Source organism: Kitasatospora sp. NPDC001175, assembly GCF_053598215.1.
Genome location: NZ_JBSFJU010000009.1, coordinates 47,361 through 63,846, shown reverse-complemented (window position 1 = coordinate 63,846; position 16,486 = coordinate 47,361). Strand labels below are relative to the sequence as shown.

Sequence of the window (16,486 nt, the reverse complement as noted above, 5' to 3'; positions counted from 1 at the left end):
CCCCGCCTCGCGTGCGCGGGGCGGGGTCCGTGGCCGGTCGGGGCTGCTGCTCGCCTCCGGGCCCGCTGGCCCGGCGCCGACGCTCTTCGGCTCGGAGCGTCAGGCCTTGGTGACGTCCTCGATCTCCTCCTCGGGCTCGCGGCCCGGGGTGGGGAGGTTGAACTTGGTGATCGCGAAGCGGAACAGCACGTAGTACAGCGCCGCGAAGACCAGGCCGATCGGGATGATCAGCCAGGGCTCGGTGGCCTTGCTCCAGGACAGGCCGTAGTCGATCAGGCCGCCGGAGAAGGTGAACCCGTCGTGGACGCCCAGCGCCCAGGTGATGCCCATCGACAGGGCGGTCAGTACGGCGTGGATCGCGTACAGGACCGGGGCGATGAACATGAAGGAGAACTCGATCGGCTCGGTGACACCGGTGGCGAACGAGGTCAGCGCGAGCGAGATCATCATGCCCAGCACGGCCGGCCGGCGCTCGGGACGGGCGCAGTGCGCGATGGCGATGGCGGCGGCCGGGAGCGCGAACATCATGATCGGGTAGAAGCCCGACATGAACTGACCGGCGCTCGGGTCGCCGGCGAAGAAGCGGGTCAGGTCGCCGTGGACGACGGTGCCGTCCGCCTTGGTGTAGTCACCGGCCTGGAACCAGGCGTAGGAGTTGACGAACTGGTGCATGCCGACCGGGATCAGGGCGCGGTTGATCAGGCCGAACGCACCGGCGCCGACGGCCCCGGCACCGATCAGGGTGTTGTTGAGGCTGCCGATGGCGTCGCCGACCGGCCCCCAGCAGAGGGCGAAGAGCACACCGACGGCGGTGCCGACGAAGGACATGATGATCGGGACCAGTCGGCGGCCGTTGAAGAAGCCGAGCCAGTCGACCAGCCTGACGCGGTGGCACCGCTGCCAGATGACCGCGCTGAGCAGGCCGATGACGATACCGCCGAGCACACCGGGGTTCTGGTAGGTCGCGGCGACCCACTTTCCGCCTGCGATGTGGCCTTCGGTGATCGGGAACGCGGTCAGCACGTTCTTGTAGGTCAGGAAGCCGACCAGGGCGGCGAGCGCGGTGGAGCCGTCCGCCTTCTTGGCGAAGCCGATCGCGATGCCCACGGCGAACAGCAGCGGGAGGTTGTCGAAGACGGCACCGCCGGCGGTGGAGAACACCGCGGCGACCTTGTTCCAGCCGAGGCCGTCCTTGCCGAAGACGTCATCCTGGCCCAGCCGCAGCAGCAGGCCGGCCGCGGGCAGGACAGCGATGGGGAGCTGGAGGCTGCGTCCCATCTTCTGCAGGCCCTGCAGCAGGTTCTGGCCGAACTGCTTGGCGGGGGAGGGGGCCGGTGCCGCGGCGGGCGACGATGCCTGCGCAGTCGTACTCATGGGGGATGGTTCCTAACGACAGGGCGGATCGGACAGGGGGACGTCCATTGGGGGCCGAACCGCGAACTGGTCTACACCACTAGTGGTGTAGACCAGCTTTGTAGCACGTGCGGACGAGGGGGGAAAGGGTCGAAAGCCGCACCGCTGGGAAGCGCTATGAAATCGAAACCTTGTTGCGGATCAATGATCGCGACTACCCGGGGTGGCCGTGATTTTGGAGAGTTGCGCAACAAAAGCGGCGCCCGTCGCCGAACGATTCGGGCCGGGAATTTCCCCGGCCGCATCAAGGGTCCGCTCAGGCCTTGGCGACGTCCTCGACGTCGGCCTCGCCCTCGCGCCCCGGGGTCCTCAGGTCGAACCCCGTCTTCTGCAGGCCGCCGTAGAGGTCGTGCCACCGCCGGCGCTGCGGGACGGCGGCGCCTGCTGAGCCCATCCTCGCCCTCCAGGAGCGGTGGCGGTCGCGGAACCCTGGGGTTCGGTCCCGCGTTGTGCGAAGTGCACCTAAGATTGGTGTAGACCACTATCGACGGGGTTGACGCGCCGGGCCGCAGGCCCCACTGATCGTTCATTCTCGGGTGAAGATCAGTACCGTGCGCGCCGGAATGCTCCATAAGTGGCCTGACATGGCACACCGGGCAGTCCCGGGTGATGCTGGTCGCGCTGCCCTACGGCGCAACACAGCTGAGCCCGCATCAACTCCGGCAGCCACCCGCCCCGGCCCCCGGCCGGGGAACCCCAGCACCGAGCAGCACGGCACCCGGCAGAGCAGCCGACGCGCCGAGACAGAGGGAGAAAGACATGGCCAGCAAGGCTGAGAAGATCGTCGCCGGCCTCGGCGGGATCGACAACATCGAAGAGGTCGAGGGCTGCATCACCCGCCTGCGCACCGAGGTCGTCAACCCCGAACTCGTCGATGAAGCCGCGCTCAAGGCCGCCGGCGCCCACGGTGTCGTGAAGATGGGCACCGCGATCCAGGTCGTCATCGGCACCGACGCCGACCCGCTCGCCGGTGAGATCGAGGACATGATGTAACCCAGCCCACAGGCTCCAGCCACAAGGCCCGCCGGCCCCACCACCGGCGGGCCTTCGCACGTTCTTCGCACACACCGGGAACGACTACGCTCGGAAGCTATGTCACGCATCGACGGCCGCACCCCCGACCAGCTCCGCCCCATCACCATCGAGCGAGGCTGGAGCAAGCACGCCGAAGGCTCCGTCCTCATCACCTACGGCGACACCAAAGTGCTCTGCACCGCCAGCGTCACCGAAGGCGTCCCCCGCTGGCGCAAGGGCACCGGCGAAGGCTGGGTCACCGCCGAATACTCCATGCTCCCCCGCGCCACCAACACCCGCGGCGACCGCGAATCCGTCCGCGGCAAGATCGGCGGCCGCACCCACGAAATCAGCCGCCTGATCGGCCGCTCGCTGCGCGCCGTCGTCGACCACCGCGCCCTCGCCGAGAACACCATCGTCCTCGACTGCGACGTCCTCCAGGCCGACGGCGGCACCCGCACCGCCGCCATCACCGGCGCCTACGTCGCCCTCGTCGACGCCATCTCCTGGGCCCGCGACCGGAAGCTCCTGCGCGCCAAGAGCCAGCCCATCACCGGCGGCGTCTCCGCCGTCAGCGTCGGCATCGTCGGCGGCACCCCCATGCTCGACCTCCAGTACGAGGAAGACGTCCGCGCCGAGACCGACATGAACATCGTCTGCACCTCCGACGGCCGCTTCGTCGAAGTCCAGGGCACCGCCGAAGGCGCCCCCTTCGACCGCGACCTGCTCAACCAGCTCCTCGACCTCGGCACCCTCGGCTGCGCCGAACTCGACCAGATCCAGCGCAAGGCCCTGGAGACCCTGGAGAGCTGACAAACCGCCAGGACCGCCACGGGTTCCGGGAACCGCCGCCGTACCGGCCCACGCTGTACAGGCCCACCCGGAACCCGTAGCGTTCCGCACAGTGGTCCGGACCCGGGAACCGGCCGAACCCACCCGACCGTCCTCCCCTACCGGACCAACCACAGCGCCACCACCGGAGGACCAGCGATGCAGCACAGCATCAACCGCTCCACCACCCTCGCCGCAGCCGCACTCATCCTCCTCCTCCCACTCAGCGCGATCAGCTGCTCCGCAGCCCAGAAAGCACTCGACTGCGGCAACACCGCAGTGAAGATCACCAGCGACGTCGCCGACGCGGGCAGCGCCTACAACAACGCCGACAAGGACCCGCAGGCCGCCGGCAAGGCCCTGCAGAAGCTCAAGCAGGACCTCGACCAGATCGGCCGCAACTCCAGCGACACCGACCTCGCCAAAGCCGTCGACGACCTCCGCACCCAGGCCGACAAGGCCCAGCAGGCCATCGACAACAAGCAGACACCCGACCTCAAGCCGCTCGGCGACGCGGCCGCCCAACTCACCAAGGTCTGCACCAAGTAGGACCGTCCGGCGACCGGAGCGAACGGCCCGGGCAGGCCAGGTCAGTAGGGTGGACGGCATGACTACCCGACGCCTCGTCCTCGCCACCCGAAACCAGCACAAGGTCTCCGAACTGCGCGCCATCCTCGGCGACGCCGGCCTGGACGTCGAACTCGTCGGCGCCGACGCCTACCCCGAGATCCCCGACGTACCCGAAACCGGCACCACCTTCGCCGAGAACGCCCTCCTCAAGGCACACGCCCTCGCCCGGGCCACCGGACTGCCCGCCGTCGCCGACGACTCCGGCCTCTGCGTGGACGTCCTGAACGGCGCCCCCGGCATCTTCTCCGCCCGCTGGGCCGGAAAGCACGGCGACGACCGCGCCAACCTGGAGCTGCTGCTCGCCCAGCTCTCCGACATCGCCGACCCGCACCGCGGCGCCCACTTCGCCTGCGCCGCCGCACTCGCCCTCCCCGACGGCACCGAGCGCGTGGTCGAGGGGCGGCTGCCCGGCACGCTGCGCACCGCCCCGGCCGGCGACGGCGGCTTCGGCTACGACCCGATCCTCCAGCCCCTCGGCGAGAGCCGCACCTGCGCCGAGCTCACCGCCGATGAGAAGAACGCCATCAGCCACCGAGGCCAGGCCTTCCGCGCGCTGGCGCCGGTGGTCCGCGAGCTGCTGGGCTGACGGGACGTCGACACGACGAAGGCCCACTCCGCGATCACTCGGGAGTGGGCCTTCGATTCCAAGGCTCGTACGGCCGGAGGGATTCGAACCCTCATGGGGAATACCCCACTGGGACCTAAACCCAGCGCGTCTAACCAGCTCCGCCACGGCCGCCCGTACTGCTGACCATCATGCTACTTGGCTCGAAGAACGGATGGCACCTCCATTTCCCTTGAGCCGGACCTTGCCTCGGTTTCCGCCGCACCAGGTCTCCGTGCGGGCATGGCAGTTGGGGCAGAGGAAGCGGAGGTTTTCCGGACGGTTGTCGAGCCAGTCGCCGTTGACGTGATCGATCTGGAGCGTGATCGGCCCGCCCATCCACTCACCGGGATTACCGCAGGAGTTGCACTTGTAAGGCATGCCGATCGATTCCATCGCTCGCCGTAGACGGGGATGGTTGAGCCGGGTGGACCCGGGTGGCAGCAACCGGAGGACGTCGCTGGGCTGCCGCTGTGTCGGCACTCTGCGGAAGGTCGGTCGACCGCCGGGTGAAGTGGGAGGTGTCCAGCCCCAGCTTGTGTACGTGAGTGCGGACTTTGCGATGGTTCGCAGAGTTTGTGACGAGCCCGAACCGGCGCATGATCTGCGCGAAGCTGGTGGATTCGGCAACAGCCGTGCGCAGCTTCGCCTCGTCGAAGCCCGTGCTGGTGCGATGCGAGAAGTGAGCGGTGTCAAGCTTCAGTTGCACGATCGCCTGGCCGAGCAGGCGACGGGTGTCGCTGTCCCCGTCGGCTATCCCGAGCAACCTTGCCGCTTCACGCACGCTGCATGCTGCGTGGACAGCCTGTTCGACCTCTTCTCGGGTGAAAGGGAGATCGGGGCTGGTGATTCGTTTCATCTGCGGGAAGTGGCTGACGTCGATGCCCGCCCGGGCAATGCGCCGCCGCAAGTGGGAGAGGGTGCCACTGGCGGGGATGGCGCCCAGCTTCTGCGCGGTCTCGCGCAGGTTGGTCGACTCGGCCACCGCGGTGGCGATGGCCGAGTCGGAGTACTTCACCCAGGGGCTGGTCCGCATGAAGTGGCCGGTGTCGAGATCGAGCGTCTTGGCGACCTTCTGCAGCTGCTTTCGCCTGCCGCCGCTGATCTCGACGCCGAGGTTGCGCATCAGGTCGTTCCAGTTTCGCGAACGCGCGACCTGCGCGGCGACGTTGGTCGGCTCGTAGGTGTCGCTCATCGGGTGCCTCCGCGAGTGGATTGGGCGCCCGTCCCCCACGCGTGCAAACGAGCGCCAGGCGAGCGGGTCACGGGCATCCAGAGGATGAGGATGCGACAGCAGTTACCGCATGGACTCGACAACGGTTGGCTGCCAATTGGTACAGACCTATTGACCCCGTGTGGTTCAGATCAAATGCCGTCCCGTCAACTTCGGCGAGTTGACCGGAAGTCAGCTGCGAGGTTTCCCCCGAACCTCCACGCGCGCGCCCCCCACGGGCGTGCCGGCACCCACTCCTGGAGGCCGAGTGTTGATCAGAACCAGGGCGGAGCAGCGCCCACCGCTGCCACCGGTGTGCGGGTGGCGTTCGCGGCCGCGGCGGCGGCCGGGTCGGCCGGGCTGCTGGTGGCCACGCTGGGGCGGTGCCCTCGCGGGCGTCGGCGGCGGTGGACAACCGGTCCTGTCGGCCCGACGGGATGTGTGCCACGCCCGGGGGTTCAACAACGCCACGGGCGGTACAGGGACGGCGGCCCTCTTCGCGCTGATCCGGCGGCTTCGCGAAAAGGGGGGACCGTGCGCCGCCGTACCGCTCCCCGCACCCTTGAACCATCCCCCTGAGCCGCTGCCCGGCCGGGCTGCGTTCTCGCGCCGTCCGGCCGTGCAGCGCGCAGCCGGGTCAGGCCGCGGCGATCTTCAGGTCGCGGAGCAGCTTGGCGACGTGGCCGGTGGCCTTGACGTTGTACAGGGCGTGCTCGACCTTGCCCTGCTCGTCGACGATGACGGTGGAGCGGATCACGCCGACCACGGTCCTGCCGTACATCTGCTTCTCGCCGAACGCGCCGTAGGCCTCCAGCGCCGACTTGTCCGGGTCGGAGAGCAGGGTGACCTTGAGGTCCTCGGTCTCGCGGAACTTGCCGAGCTTCTCCGGCTTGTCGGGCGAGATGCCGATGACGTCGTACCCGGCGCCGGCGAAGACCTCCAGGTTGTCGGTGAAGTCGCAGGCCTGCTTGGTGCAGCCGGGGGTGAGAGCGGCGGGGTAGAAGTAGACGATCACCTTGCGGCCGAGGTGGTCGGCGAGGGATACCTGCTTGCCGTCGGCGTCGGGCAGGGTGAAGGCGGGGGCGGTGTCGCCGGCCTTGAGGCGCTCGCTCACGATGGGGATCTCCTCGTGGATGGACTGGTGGTCGTACCACGGTCAACTTACCTCTCGATGGTGGGTGGGCCGCGCGGATGGCTGGGGCAGCTGACAGACTGGCCTTGACGGACAGGACGAGTGATCAGATAAGGGGTGGCCCGAGTGGGCAAGGCCGGCACTGAGGGCAAGGCGGCGCGGACGACCGCCCAGATCGAGGCCGACATCGAGCGGACCCGCAAGCAGCTCGCGGTGAACCTCGATGAGCTCGCGATGCGTGTTCACCCGAGCACGGTGGCCGCGCAGACCAAGGCGAAGATGCTGGCCTCGGTCGAGCAGAAGGCCGGGCGCGCGTACGTGGCGGCGAACGGTGCCGTGGAGCAGTTGAAGGGGCACTTCACGGACGCGAACGGCCGTCCGCGGCAGGAGCGGATCGTGCCGGCCGCACTGGTGGGTGTCGGGGTGCTGCTGCTGATCGCCTCCGCCCGCAGCAGGCGTAAGCAGGGCTGAGGCCCGTATTCGGGGTCGGCGTGACAGAGGGGGCCGGAGGTTCCGGCCCTTCCCCTCTGCCCGCCTGCTTACCGGGTCAGCGTCACGGTCGCGGCACGCGCCGGGTACCGTCGGGGGCGTGAGCACGAATGCAGAGCAGAGCCAGCGGCACGAGGAGCCCCGTCACGACCGGCTGGGCGAGAAGCTGCCGATCAAGATGTTGCACGACCGGGTGCTGGTGAAGACCGAGGCGGGCGAGGGCGAACGCCGTTCGACCGGCGGAATCCTCATCCCGGCGACCGCCGAGCTGAGCAAGCGGTGCGCATGGGCGGAGGCCGTCGCCGTCGGCCAGAGCGTACGCTCCGTGGAGCCCGGTGACCGGGTGCTCTACGACCCGGAGGACAAGCTGGAGGTCGAGGTGCGCGGCGCCACCTACGTGCTGCTGCGCGAGCGCGACCTGCACGCGGTCGCGGCCACCCGTTTCGGCGACACGGAGGGCTCGACCGGTCTCTACCTGTGATCGGGCGGCAGTTCGCTCGGGCCCTTCCCCGCTGATCGGGGGAGGGCCCGATCTCGTGCTGCCGACGACCGCGGCCCGACCGGGGCGCGGGAAGGCTTGCCGTGGACGGCTGTTCCGGGGCCCGCGTTGTACGGTCGACCGGTGCCGTGCGGCCGGTGTGCGGCCTTGGGCTGCGAGGAGGGAACGATCGTGATCGTCGCGTTCAGTGTCACGCCGTTGGGCATCGGCGAGGACGTCGGGGAGGCGGTTGCCGCGGCCGTCAGGGTGGTGCGGGAGAGCGGTCTGCCGAATCGGACCGACGCGATGTTCACCAGCATCGAAGGGGAGTGGGACGAGGTGATGGACGTGGTCAAGCGGGCGGTGGACGCCGTACGCGAGAGGTCGAACCGGGTCAGCGTGGTGCTCAAGGCGGACATCCGCGACGGGGTGACCGACGGCCTGACCTCCAAGGTCGACAGTCTGGAGCGGTATCTGAGTGGTGATCAGACGCCGGGCGGACGAGCGGGAGGCTGACCCGCCGGGCGGGCTGCGGCGACGGCGGGCGGGATTTCCCCGGCTCGATCGTCGGTGGGTTCGTGCTGCTGCAACCGGGTGAAACCAGGACGATTGCGTAACTTCGCGGTGGTCGGGGGGCGATGCTGGGGCGGACAGGTAAACCTCTCACGAACGAGGTGGCTTCGTGCGTTCTTCTTCGAAGGCATGGCGTGCTCTGACCGTCCTGGGCATGGCGGTCGCCGCTCTGGCGCCTTTCACCGCGGCTCAGGCCGCACCGGCCGTGGACGTCCGGCAGGGCGGTGAGTTCGAGATCCGGACGTTCGCCGACAAGTGCTTCGACGTGAAGGGGCGCAGCCCGGCGGATGCCACGCCGATCATCCAGTACGCCTGCGATGGCCAGTTCAACCAGCGGTTCAGGATCCTGCCGGTCGGGGGCGGTGAGTACGAGATCCGGACGTTCGCCAACAAGTGCTTCGACGTGAAGGGGCGCAGCCCGGCGGATGCCACGCCGATCATCCAGTACGCCTGCGATGGCCAGTTCAACCAGCGGTTCAGGATCCTGCCGGTCGGGGGCGGTGAGTACGAGATCCGGACGTTCGCCGACAAGTGCTTCGACGTGAAGGGGCGCAGCCCGGCGGATGCCACGCCGATCATCCAGTACGCCTGCGATGGCCAGTTCAACCAGCGGTTCAGGATCGTGGCGTAGCAGCCGCTCCGTGGCCGGGGACCCGCACTGCCCGCCCGGGCGGTGCGGGTCTCGGCTTGCTGTCCGGCGTTTTCCAGGACATCTCTCCGCCCGACAGCGGGTCCTGCATCCAGATCGCGCGCACCGATTCCCGGCCCGCACGCTCGTAGGCGAGCCGGCCTCCCGGGCGCGGCACGGCGGACGCGCCCGGGAGGCCGGGACTCGGGTTACCGCGCGGCGGGTGCCGGGCGGGGGCGGACGGCGAGCCGGGCCTCGGTGAGGGCGAGGCCGGTGACGGAGGCCAGCAGGACGGCGGTGCCGGCCACGGTCGCGGCGGTGAGGTGCTCGCCGAGCAGGGCGACCGCGATCACGGTGGCGCTGACCGGTTCGATCAGGGCGATCACCGAGGCGGTGGTGGCCCGGACGATCGCGGCGCCGGCGAAGTACAGCGCGTACCCGAGTGCCGTGGGTACGGCGGCGATGTACAGCAGCAGGGCGAGGGTGCGGCCGAGGCCCGCCGAGTGCGGCCACAGCCCCTCGGCGGCGGCCGGCGGGAACAGGCAGAGGGCGCAGACCGCGAAGGAGCGGACGGTGGTGGCGAAGGCGTCACGGGGCCGGCCGGCCCGGCCCTGTGCGCGGGTGTAGAGGGTGATGCAGGCGTAGCCGGCGGCGGAGAGCAGTGCCCAGGCGATCCCGTCGGGGCGGACCTGGCCGCTGCCGCCACCGAGGGCCAGGACGGCGAGGCCGGTCAGCGCACCGGTCACGGCGACGCTGCCGGTACCGCCGATCCGCTCGCCCATGGTGATCCGGGCGCCGATGGCGATCATGACGGGTGCCGCGCCGAGGGTGACCACGGTGGCCACCGCCAGGCCGGTGCCCTGGACGGCCTCGAAGTAGCCGGCCTGGAAGAGGGTCAGGCCGAGGCCGTTGACCAGGGTGTCGGTGATCCGGTGGCGGCGCGGCTGTGGGGTCGTGGCCGACAGGCGGCGGCCCGTGGTCTTGGCGGCGGCCAGCAGCAGCGCCAGGCCGCCGAGGGCCCGCCAGAAGGTGAGGGCCATCGGGCCCAGGCCGCTGCCGTCGAAGCAGAGGGCGGCGGCTGCGCCGGCCGTGCCCCAGGAGGTGGCGGCGACGGTGATGTAGAGCATGCCCCGTCCGGTGGACAGGGCGGGTACGGCAGAAGACACGGGGGTTCTCCCACGGAAGACTTGGCTGTCGGTCGTGTGCTTCCGGCTGCGGGCAGCAACGACCGTCCCGGGGGCTGTGGCGCCCGGGACGGGTCAGGTCCTCAGTGGCCTGCCGCCCGCTCAGGCGGCAGGAGGTGGCAGAACTCCGCGATGCATGGCGACCACCCTACTCCTCGGTGGATCACCGGTGTTCCCCACCGGATCACCGGCAGGCAAGCCGGCTCCGGGGACGGCCGACGGGCCGGCTCACAGGCCGGGGAGGAGCGGAACGGCGGTGGCGGTCGGCGGGCGGGACGGCCGGCCGGTCGGGAGGCGGGCCGGCGGCGCGGTGGGGCTGGGCGTGGGGGAGGACGCGGGCGCGGGCATGCGGGGGGCGGAGGGCGCGGGTACCGGGGAGCGCGGCCTGCCGGGTGCCGTCCGGGGCGGCGGGGCTTCGGCGGGCTGGTTGTCGCGGTCCAGCTGGAGGTCGAAGTGCTTGACCGGGGTGCCGCGCAGCGCGCCGCCCATGTAGGCGGTCCAGATCGCGGTGGGGAAGGCTCCGCCGTTGATCCGGGCGTAGCCGGCCGTTCCGGCCAGCGGCAGCTTGGCGTGGGTCTTCGGATCCTCGCGGAACAGGCCGACGGCGGCGGCGAGTTCGGGGGTGTAGCCGGCGAACCAGGCGGAGCGGTTGTTGTCGGTGGTGCCGGTCTTCCCGGCGGCCGGGCGGTCGAGGCCCAGGGCGAGGGCGCCGGTGCCGCTGGGGCTGACCACGTCCTCCAGGACGTCGGTGACGGCGTCGGCGGTGCCCCGGGCCACGGCGGCGCGGGCGGGGTGGCCCGGCAGCTTGGGGACCTCGCTGTCGCCGGGCCGCTCCAGCTTGAGGACCGGCCAGGGGGTGATCGCCTGGCCGTGGTTGGCGAACGTCGCGTACGCGGCGGCGAGGTCGATCGCGCTGGGGGTGGCGGTGCCCAGCGTCATCGAGGTGTTGGCCGGGTCCATGCCGGGGACGGTCTCGGGAATGCCCAGTTTCACGGCGGTCCGCCGGACTTCGGCCAGCCCGATGTCCACGCCCAACTGGGCGTAGACCGAGTTGACGGACTTCATCATGGCGTAGCGGAGGGTGACGTCACCGTAGTTGATGTCGTCCTCGTTGGACGGCGCGTAGGCGGTCGGGCCGCCGGTGATCGAGAGGCGGCTGTCGCCGTCGTACAGGGTCTCGGTGGTGATCCGGTGGCCGTACTGGGTGCTGTGGTTGCCCTCCAGTCCGGCGGCCAGGTCGATCGGCTTGAAGGTGGAGCCGACCTGGTTGTCCTGGCGGGTGGCGTCGTTGAAGGGTTGGCCGGCGTAGTCGGGGCCGCCGTAGACGGCGACGATCCGGCCGGTCGCCGGGTCGATCGAGGCTCCGGCGACCCGGACGTGGGTGTCGGCGTCGGGGCGGGCCTTCGGGTCGAGCTGGGCGGTGAGTTCGCTGCGGACGGCGGCCGCGAAGGCGTCCTGCTTGGCCTTGTCGAAGGTGGTGGTGATCTTCCAGCCGCCGGCCTTGAGGCTGGCCGCGCTCAGTACGCCGGTGTTGGTCAGGTAGTCGTCGACGACGCCGACCAGGTAACCGGCCTGGCCGCTCAGGCTCTTGGTGGGCTTCGGGTCGAGTGGCTCGGGGAAGGTGAGCGAGGCGCGTTCGGCGGGGCGCAGGAAGCCCATCGAGACCATGCCGTCCAGGACGTAGTTCCAGCGGGCGACGGCCTTCACGCGGTTGGCGGGGGTGCTGGTCTTGACGTCGTAGGAGCTCGGGGCCTGCAGCAGGGTGGCCAGGTAGGCGCCCTGGGCGAGGGTCAGTTTCGCGGCGTCCACGCCGTAGTAGGCGTGGGCGGCGGTCTGGATGCCGTAGGCGTTGCGACCGAAGTAGCTGGTGTTGAGGTAGCCGGCCAGGATGTCGTCCTTGCTCTGCTGCCGGTCGACCTTGAGCGAGATGAACAGTTCCTTCACCTTGCGGGTGATGGTCTGGTCCTGGGTCAGGTAGAAGTTCTTGACGTACTGCTGGGTGATGGTGGAGCCGCCCTGGGTGCCCTTGCCGCTGGCAGCCATGCTCTGGAGGTTGCGCCAGGCGGCGCGGAGCATGCCTTTGAGGTCGACGCCCTTGTTCCGGTAGAACGAGCGGTCCTCGGCGCAGACCACGGCGTGCTGGATGGCCGGCGGGATCTGGCCGATCGCCACGTCCTGGCGGTTCACCTTGCCGGTGCGGGCCAGCTCGGTGGTGCCGTCGGCGTAGTAGTAGACGGTGCTCTGGGCCACCGCGCGGGCGTTCGGGTCCGGTACGGGGACCAGCAGGTAGAGCGCCACGAAGGCGGCGGTGCCCAGCAGGAGCAGGGAGAGCAGGCCGCCGACGGCGATCCGCCAGGTGGGCAGCAGGCGCCGCAGACGGGGGAGCGCCCGGCGGCGGGCACTGCGGATGGCGCGCCTGGCGCGGCGGCGGTCGCGACGCGAGCCCTCGGCGCGGTCCTCGCCCTCCAGCGAGTCGTGCGGGCTCGGGGGATGTGATGGCGTGCTCCCGGCGACGGGGTGGTCCGGCGGCTCCTTGCTCATGGGTGGATTATGGGCGATTTGGCGCGTAATCAGCTGGTTTTCGGGGCGAATTGGAGTAAGGCATGGCCCTTCGCGCCCCAAAGGGCTTGCGGACGCGGAAAAGCTGCTGCACCGCCTGCGCCGCGGCGCTACGGTGAAAGGTGACAACCGCATAGCGCACCTGAAGAGCCGCCAGCTCCGCCCGCACCCCGCCACCCCCGGGGTCTGCCGGTCGGAGTCGTTCGGCGCTGCGCGCACGCCTGCGCGAGCGCGTGCGGGCAGTCGCAGAGTGCCGTGCCCAGAAAAGTCGACAAGGAGACAATATGGATACCCCGGTGGACATCTACGTACGGCCCAGAGCCGAGAGCGCGGTGCGGGGGCCGGGCCCCGGCCACCCCGAGGAGACCGGGCGGCGCGGTACCGCACGGCTCTACCTGGCCATCGCCAAGGGCGCGTTCCGCCGCTACTCCACCTACCGTGCGGCCACCGTCGCGGGCGCCGTCACCAACACCGTCTTCGGCTTCATCCTCGCCTACACCTTCCTCGCCCTCTGGCAGGCCAGGCCCGGACTCGGCGGCTACGACACCGCCCAGGCCGTCAGCTACATCTGGATCAGCCAGTCCCTGCTGGTCACCGTCGCGGTCTGGGGCGGCGGCTTCCAGGACGAGGTCCAGGAGCGCTTCCGCAGCGGGGACATCGCCGTCGACCTCTACCGCCCGGTGGACTTCCAGGGCTGGTGGCTGGCCACCGACCTCGGCCGGGCCGCCTTCCACCTGTTCGCCCGGGGCGTGCTGCCCACCCTGGCGGGCTCGCTCGCCTTCGACCTCGCGCTGCCCGCCGACCCGCTGGTCTGGGCGGTCTTCCTGCTGGCCGTCCTGCTCGCCGTGGTGGTCAGCTTCGGACTGCGCTTCCTGGTCTCGATCACCGGCTTCTGGCTGCACGACTCGGAGGGCATCCGGGCGGTGATGCTGGTGGTCGCGATGTTCTTCTCGGGCATGCTGCTGCCGATCGGCCTCTTCCCCGGCCGGCTCGGCGAACTCGCCCATGTGCTGCCCTGGGCGGCACTGATCCAGATCCCCACCGACATCCTGCTGGAACGGCGCACCGGCACCGCCCAGCTCACCGGACTCGGCTTCCAGCTGCTGTGGGCCGTCCTGCTGCTCGCCGCCGGCCGCGGAGCCCAGCTGCTGGCGACCCGCAAGGTGGTGGTCCAGGGTGGCTGAACTCCTGCCGACCGAGAGCAGGCCGGCCCGGCTGCGGTGGGCGCTGCGCTCCTGGCGGCTGGTCGCCGCCATGTGGATCCGCGCCACCATGGCCTACCGGGTCTCGTTCTGCCTGATGCTCGTCGCCAACCTCGCGACCACCTCGCTGGACTTCGTCGTCCTGCTGCTGATGTTCCGGCACACCGACCGCCTCGGCGGCTGGTCGCTGCCCGAACTCGGCTTCCTGTACGGGACTTCGGGCCTCGCGCTGGGGCTGGCCAACATGTTCGTCGGCAGTGTGGACGCCCTCGGCGAGCGGATCCGCACCGGCACCCTCGACGTCATGCTGATCCGGCCCGCCCCCGCGCTCGCCCAGCTCTGCGCCGAACGCTTCTCGCTGCGCCGCCTCGGCCGGCCCCTCCAGGCCGCCGCCGTACTCGGCTGGTCGCTCGGCGCCCTGTCGGTGCACTGGACCGCCGACCGGCTGCTGCTGGTGCCGGTACTGCTGCTCTGCGGAACGGTGATCTTCGGTGCCGTCTTCGTCGGCGGCGCCACCCTGCAGTTCTGGTGGGGCGAGGCCAGGGAACTCCAGAACTCGCTGACCTACGGCGGCGCCACCCTGATCCACTACCCGCCGACCATCTTCGCCAAGGAACTCGTCGCCGGCGTCGTCTTCGGCGTACCCCTGGCCTTCGTCAACTGGCTGCCGGCACTGCGCATCCTCGACAAGCCCGACCCGCTCGGCCTGCCCACCGCCTTCCAGTACGCCTCCCCCCTCGCCGCCGCGCTCTGCGTCCTCGCCGCCGCGCTGCTCTGGCGGGCCGGACTGCGCGCATACCGCGGCACCGGCAACTGACCCAGAACCGAAAGGAATCCAGACCATGAGCCTGATCGAACTGCGGGACGTCCGGCGCAGCTTCACCATCCGGGCCAAGGCCGGCCGGCTGCGCCGCGAGAAGCGCGAGGTGCACGCCGTGGACGGGCTCACCTTCGGCATCGGCGCCGGCGAGTGCGTCGGCTACATCGGCCCGAACGGGGCCGGCAAGTCCACCACCATCAAGATGCTCACCGGCATCCTGGTCCCCAGCAGCGGACACCTGCGGGTCGCCGGGGTCGACCCCGCCCGGGAACGCGCCAGGCTGGCCAGGCGGATCGGCGTGGTCTTCGGTCAACGCACCACGCTCTGGTGGGACCTACCGCTGCGCGACAGTTACGAACTGGCGCGCCGGATCTACCGGATCCCCGACGCCCGGTACCGGGCCAACCTCGACCGCTGCGTCGAACTGCTGGACCTGGGAAGCCTGTTGGACACGCCGGTGCGCCAGCTCTCGCTCGGGCAGCGGATGCGCGGAGACCTGGCCGCAGCGCTGCTGCACGACCCGCAGGTGCTCTACCTGGACGAGCCGACCATCGGCCTCGACGTGATCAGCAAGGCCCGGGTGCGGGAGTTCCTGCGCGAGGTCAACGCGGAGCGGGGGACCACCGTGCTGCTCACCACCCACGACCTGGTCGACATCGAGCAGCTGTGCGGCCGGGTGATGGTGATCGACCACGGACGGGTGGTCTACGACGGCGGCCTGGACGGGCTGCACGCCGCCGGACAGAGCGAGCGGACCCTGGTGGTCGACCTCGCCGAGGCCGGGCCCGTGATCGAGGTCCCCGGGGTGCGGGTGGTCAGGGTCGAGGGGCCGCGCCAGTGGCTCGCCTTCCCCGCCCAGGCCAGTGCCGCCCCGATCGTCGCCGCGGTCGCCGACCGCTACCCGCTCGTCGACCTGTCGGTGCGGGAGCCCGCGATCGAGGACGTCATCGCCCGGATGTACGCGGAGTCGGCGATCGGCTGATCCCCGCGCGGCACGGCGCGCCGGCCGTGGCGCGGGAGACCGCGCCCGGAAGGCGCCCGTGCCGCGCGGTCCCGCGCGTCCTTGAGCCGTGATGGCGGGCCGTCCGGACTGGCACGCGCGCTCCTGATGCGCCTACGCGCTCTCCTCGCGCCCGGTGAGGCGCCGGGCCGCCGTACGGATGGACTCGCGCAGGCGCATGTCGTCGGCCTCGGTCTCGCCGACCAGCATGCGGCGCAGCTGGGGCGCCGCCGACGACCAGCCGGCGAGCGCGCTGATGATGAACACCAGATCCTGCGGCGGCAACACCGGCTTGAGCGTGCCCTCGCGCTGGGCGGTCTCGAACCGGGCGGCCTTCGCCCGGTAGTGCTCCTTGCGCTGCTCCTCGAAGGGGATCTCGCCCTGGCCGTACTCCAGGCCCTCCCAGAGCAGCAGCCTGAGCAGCTCGGGGTGGGCGGCGTGGTACTCGATCAGCCGGTCGACGTAGGCGTCCGGGTCCTCGGGGTCGACGGGGACGGCGGCGGCGAGGCTGACCAGTGCCTGCTGCAGGACCTGGCCGAAGAGCTGCGCCTTGTCGCCGAAGTAGGCGTAGATGAGTTGCTTGTTGGCCTTGGCCTCGCGGGCGATGCGGTCGATCCGGGCGCCCGCGATGCCGTGGGCGGCGAATTCGGCGGTGGCCGCCGCGAAGATGCGCGCCTTGGTGGCCTCGGGGTCCCTGGTTCCTGCCATGGGAACAG

The 16,486-nt window shown here is 70.6% G+C and carries 19 protein-coding genes and 1 tRNA gene; 11 read left to right on the top strand and 9 right to left on the bottom strand.

The window, feature by feature from the left end; translation table 11 throughout:
- Positions 1–99 precede the first annotated feature (99 nt).
- Positions 100–1,374, bottom strand: a complete 1,275-nt coding sequence (locus tag ACWDAK_RS09395; protein WP_344636268.1) for a PTS transporter subunit EIIC — start codon at positions 1,372–1,374, stop codon at positions 100–102.
- 295 nt (positions 1,375–1,669) lie between these two features.
- Positions 1,670–1,807, bottom strand: a complete 138-nt coding sequence (locus ACWDAK_RS09390) for a hypothetical protein (RefSeq protein ID WP_344636267.1) — start codon at positions 1,805–1,807, stop codon at positions 1,670–1,672.
- 365 nt (positions 1,808–2,172) lie between these two features.
- On the opposite strand from ACWDAK_RS09390, the gene ACWDAK_RS09385 reads away from it, so the two are divergent.
- The 4 genes from ACWDAK_RS09385 (at position 2,173) to rdgB (ending at position 4,474) form a co-directional block, all read left to right on the top strand.
- Positions 2,173–2,406, top strand: coding sequence for a PTS glucose/sucrose transporter subunit IIB (locus tag ACWDAK_RS09385; protein WP_344636266.1), 234 nt, complete (start codon positions 2,173–2,175; stop codon positions 2,404–2,406).
- A 99-nt stretch (positions 2,407–2,505) separates the two neighbouring features.
- Entirely contained in the window at positions 2,506–3,240 is a 735-nt protein-coding gene (gene rph, locus ACWDAK_RS09380; RefSeq protein ID WP_344636265.1) for a ribonuclease PH, read from the top strand.
- A 177-nt stretch (positions 3,241–3,417) separates the two neighbouring features.
- Positions 3,418–3,807, top strand: coding sequence for a hypothetical protein (locus ACWDAK_RS09375; RefSeq protein ID WP_427394314.1), 390 nt, complete (start codon positions 3,418–3,420; stop codon positions 3,805–3,807).
- Positions 3,808–3,865: 58 nt separating this feature from the next.
- Positions 3,866–4,474 (top strand): RdgB/HAM1 family non-canonical purine NTP pyrophosphatase, encoded by a 609-nt coding sequence (rdgB, locus tag ACWDAK_RS09370; RefSeq protein ID WP_344636263.1) that lies wholly within the window; start codon positions 3,866–3,868, stop codon positions 4,472–4,474.
- A 68-nt stretch (positions 4,475–4,542) separates the two neighbouring features.
- Here the strand turns inward: rdgB and ACWDAK_RS09365 are convergent.
- The 4 genes from ACWDAK_RS09365 to bcp all read right to left on the bottom strand — a co-directional run bounded on the left by ACWDAK_RS09365 (position 4,543) and on the right by bcp (position 6,819).
- Positions 4,543–4,627: transfer RNA gene (locus ACWDAK_RS09365), tRNA-Leu, on the bottom strand.
- Positions 4,628–4,642: 15 nt separating this feature from the next.
- Complete coding sequence (locus ACWDAK_RS09360) at positions 4,643–4,831, bottom strand: HNH endonuclease (protein ID WP_427394313.1); 189 nt, start codon at positions 4,829–4,831, stop codon at positions 4,643–4,645.
- A 13-nt stretch (positions 4,832–4,844) separates the two neighbouring features.
- A complete protein-coding gene (locus tag ACWDAK_RS09355) occupies positions 4,845–5,687 on the bottom strand; it encodes an HNH endonuclease (RefSeq protein WP_427394312.1) in 843 nt (280 codons plus the stop codon).
- Positions 5,688–6,342: 655 nt separating this feature from the next.
- Positions 6,343–6,819, bottom strand: coding sequence for a thioredoxin-dependent thiol peroxidase (bcp, locus tag ACWDAK_RS09350; RefSeq protein WP_344636261.1), 477 nt, complete (start codon positions 6,817–6,819; stop codon positions 6,343–6,345).
- 144 nt (positions 6,820–6,963) lie between these two features.
- On the opposite strand from bcp, the gene ACWDAK_RS09345 reads away from it, so the two are divergent.
- From ACWDAK_RS09345 to ACWDAK_RS09330, 4 genes are all read left to right on the top strand, one after another.
- Entirely contained in the window at positions 6,964–7,308 is a 345-nt protein-coding gene (locus ACWDAK_RS09345; RefSeq protein WP_344636260.1) for a DUF3618 domain-containing protein, read from the top strand.
- A 196-nt stretch (positions 7,309–7,504) separates the two neighbouring features.
- Complete coding sequence (locus ACWDAK_RS09340; protein ID WP_145797298.1) at positions 7,505–7,807, top strand: GroES family chaperonin; 303 nt, start codon at positions 7,505–7,507, stop codon at positions 7,805–7,807.
- A 189-nt stretch (positions 7,808–7,996) separates the two neighbouring features.
- Complete coding sequence (locus tag ACWDAK_RS09335) at positions 7,997–8,320, top strand: MTH1187 family thiamine-binding protein (RefSeq protein WP_344636259.1); 324 nt, start codon at positions 7,997–7,999, stop codon at positions 8,318–8,320.
- A 166-nt stretch (positions 8,321–8,486) separates the two neighbouring features.
- Positions 8,487–9,008 (top strand): RICIN domain-containing protein, encoded by a 522-nt coding sequence (locus ACWDAK_RS09330; protein ID WP_449806451.1) that lies wholly within the window; start codon positions 8,487–8,489, stop codon positions 9,006–9,008.
- Between the two features lie 206 nt (positions 9,009–9,214).
- Here the strand turns inward: ACWDAK_RS09330 and ACWDAK_RS09325 are convergent, their stop codons facing one another.
- Together ACWDAK_RS09325 and ACWDAK_RS09320 are read right to left on the bottom strand one after the other, a co-directional pair.
- Positions 9,215–10,132 (bottom strand): DMT family transporter, encoded by a 918-nt coding sequence (locus ACWDAK_RS09325; RefSeq protein WP_344636367.1) that lies wholly within the window; start codon positions 10,130–10,132, stop codon positions 9,215–9,217.
- Positions 10,133–10,417: 285 nt separating this feature from the next.
- On the bottom strand, positions 10,418–12,730 hold the full coding sequence (locus tag ACWDAK_RS09320; protein WP_427394310.1) for a transglycosylase domain-containing protein: 2,313 nt from the start codon (positions 12,728–12,730) through the stop codon (positions 10,418–10,420).
- A gap of 302 nt (positions 12,731–13,032) precedes the next feature.
- On the opposite strand from ACWDAK_RS09320, the gene ACWDAK_RS09315 reads away from it, so the two are divergent.
- Genes ACWDAK_RS09315 through ACWDAK_RS09305 form a run of 3 tightly spaced genes read left to right on the top strand, consistent with a single transcriptional unit; the run spans position 13,033 to position 15,752 of the window.
- Complete coding sequence (locus ACWDAK_RS09315; protein WP_427394309.1) at positions 13,033–13,932, top strand: ABC transporter permease; 900 nt, start codon at positions 13,033–13,035, stop codon at positions 13,930–13,932.
- Entirely contained in the window at positions 13,925–14,767 is an 843-nt protein-coding gene (locus ACWDAK_RS09310; protein ID WP_427394308.1) for an ABC transporter permease, read from the top strand. Before ACWDAK_RS09315 ends, ACWDAK_RS09310 begins: the two co-directional genes overlap by 8 nt.
- Positions 14,768–14,792: 25 nt before the next feature.
- On the top strand, positions 14,793–15,752 hold the full coding sequence (locus ACWDAK_RS09305; protein WP_344636254.1) for an ABC transporter ATP-binding protein: 960 nt from the start codon (positions 14,793–14,795) through the stop codon (positions 15,750–15,752).
- A gap of 132 nt (positions 15,753–15,884) precedes the next feature.
- Here the strand turns inward: ACWDAK_RS09305 and ACWDAK_RS09300 are convergent, their stop codons facing one another.
- The gene (locus tag ACWDAK_RS09300) at positions 15,885–16,478 is read right to left on the bottom strand and encodes a TetR family transcriptional regulator (protein WP_344636253.1); all 594 of its coding nucleotides are present in this window, start codon (positions 16,476–16,478) and stop codon (positions 15,885–15,887) included.
- Between the last annotated feature and the right edge of the window lie 8 nt (positions 16,479–16,486).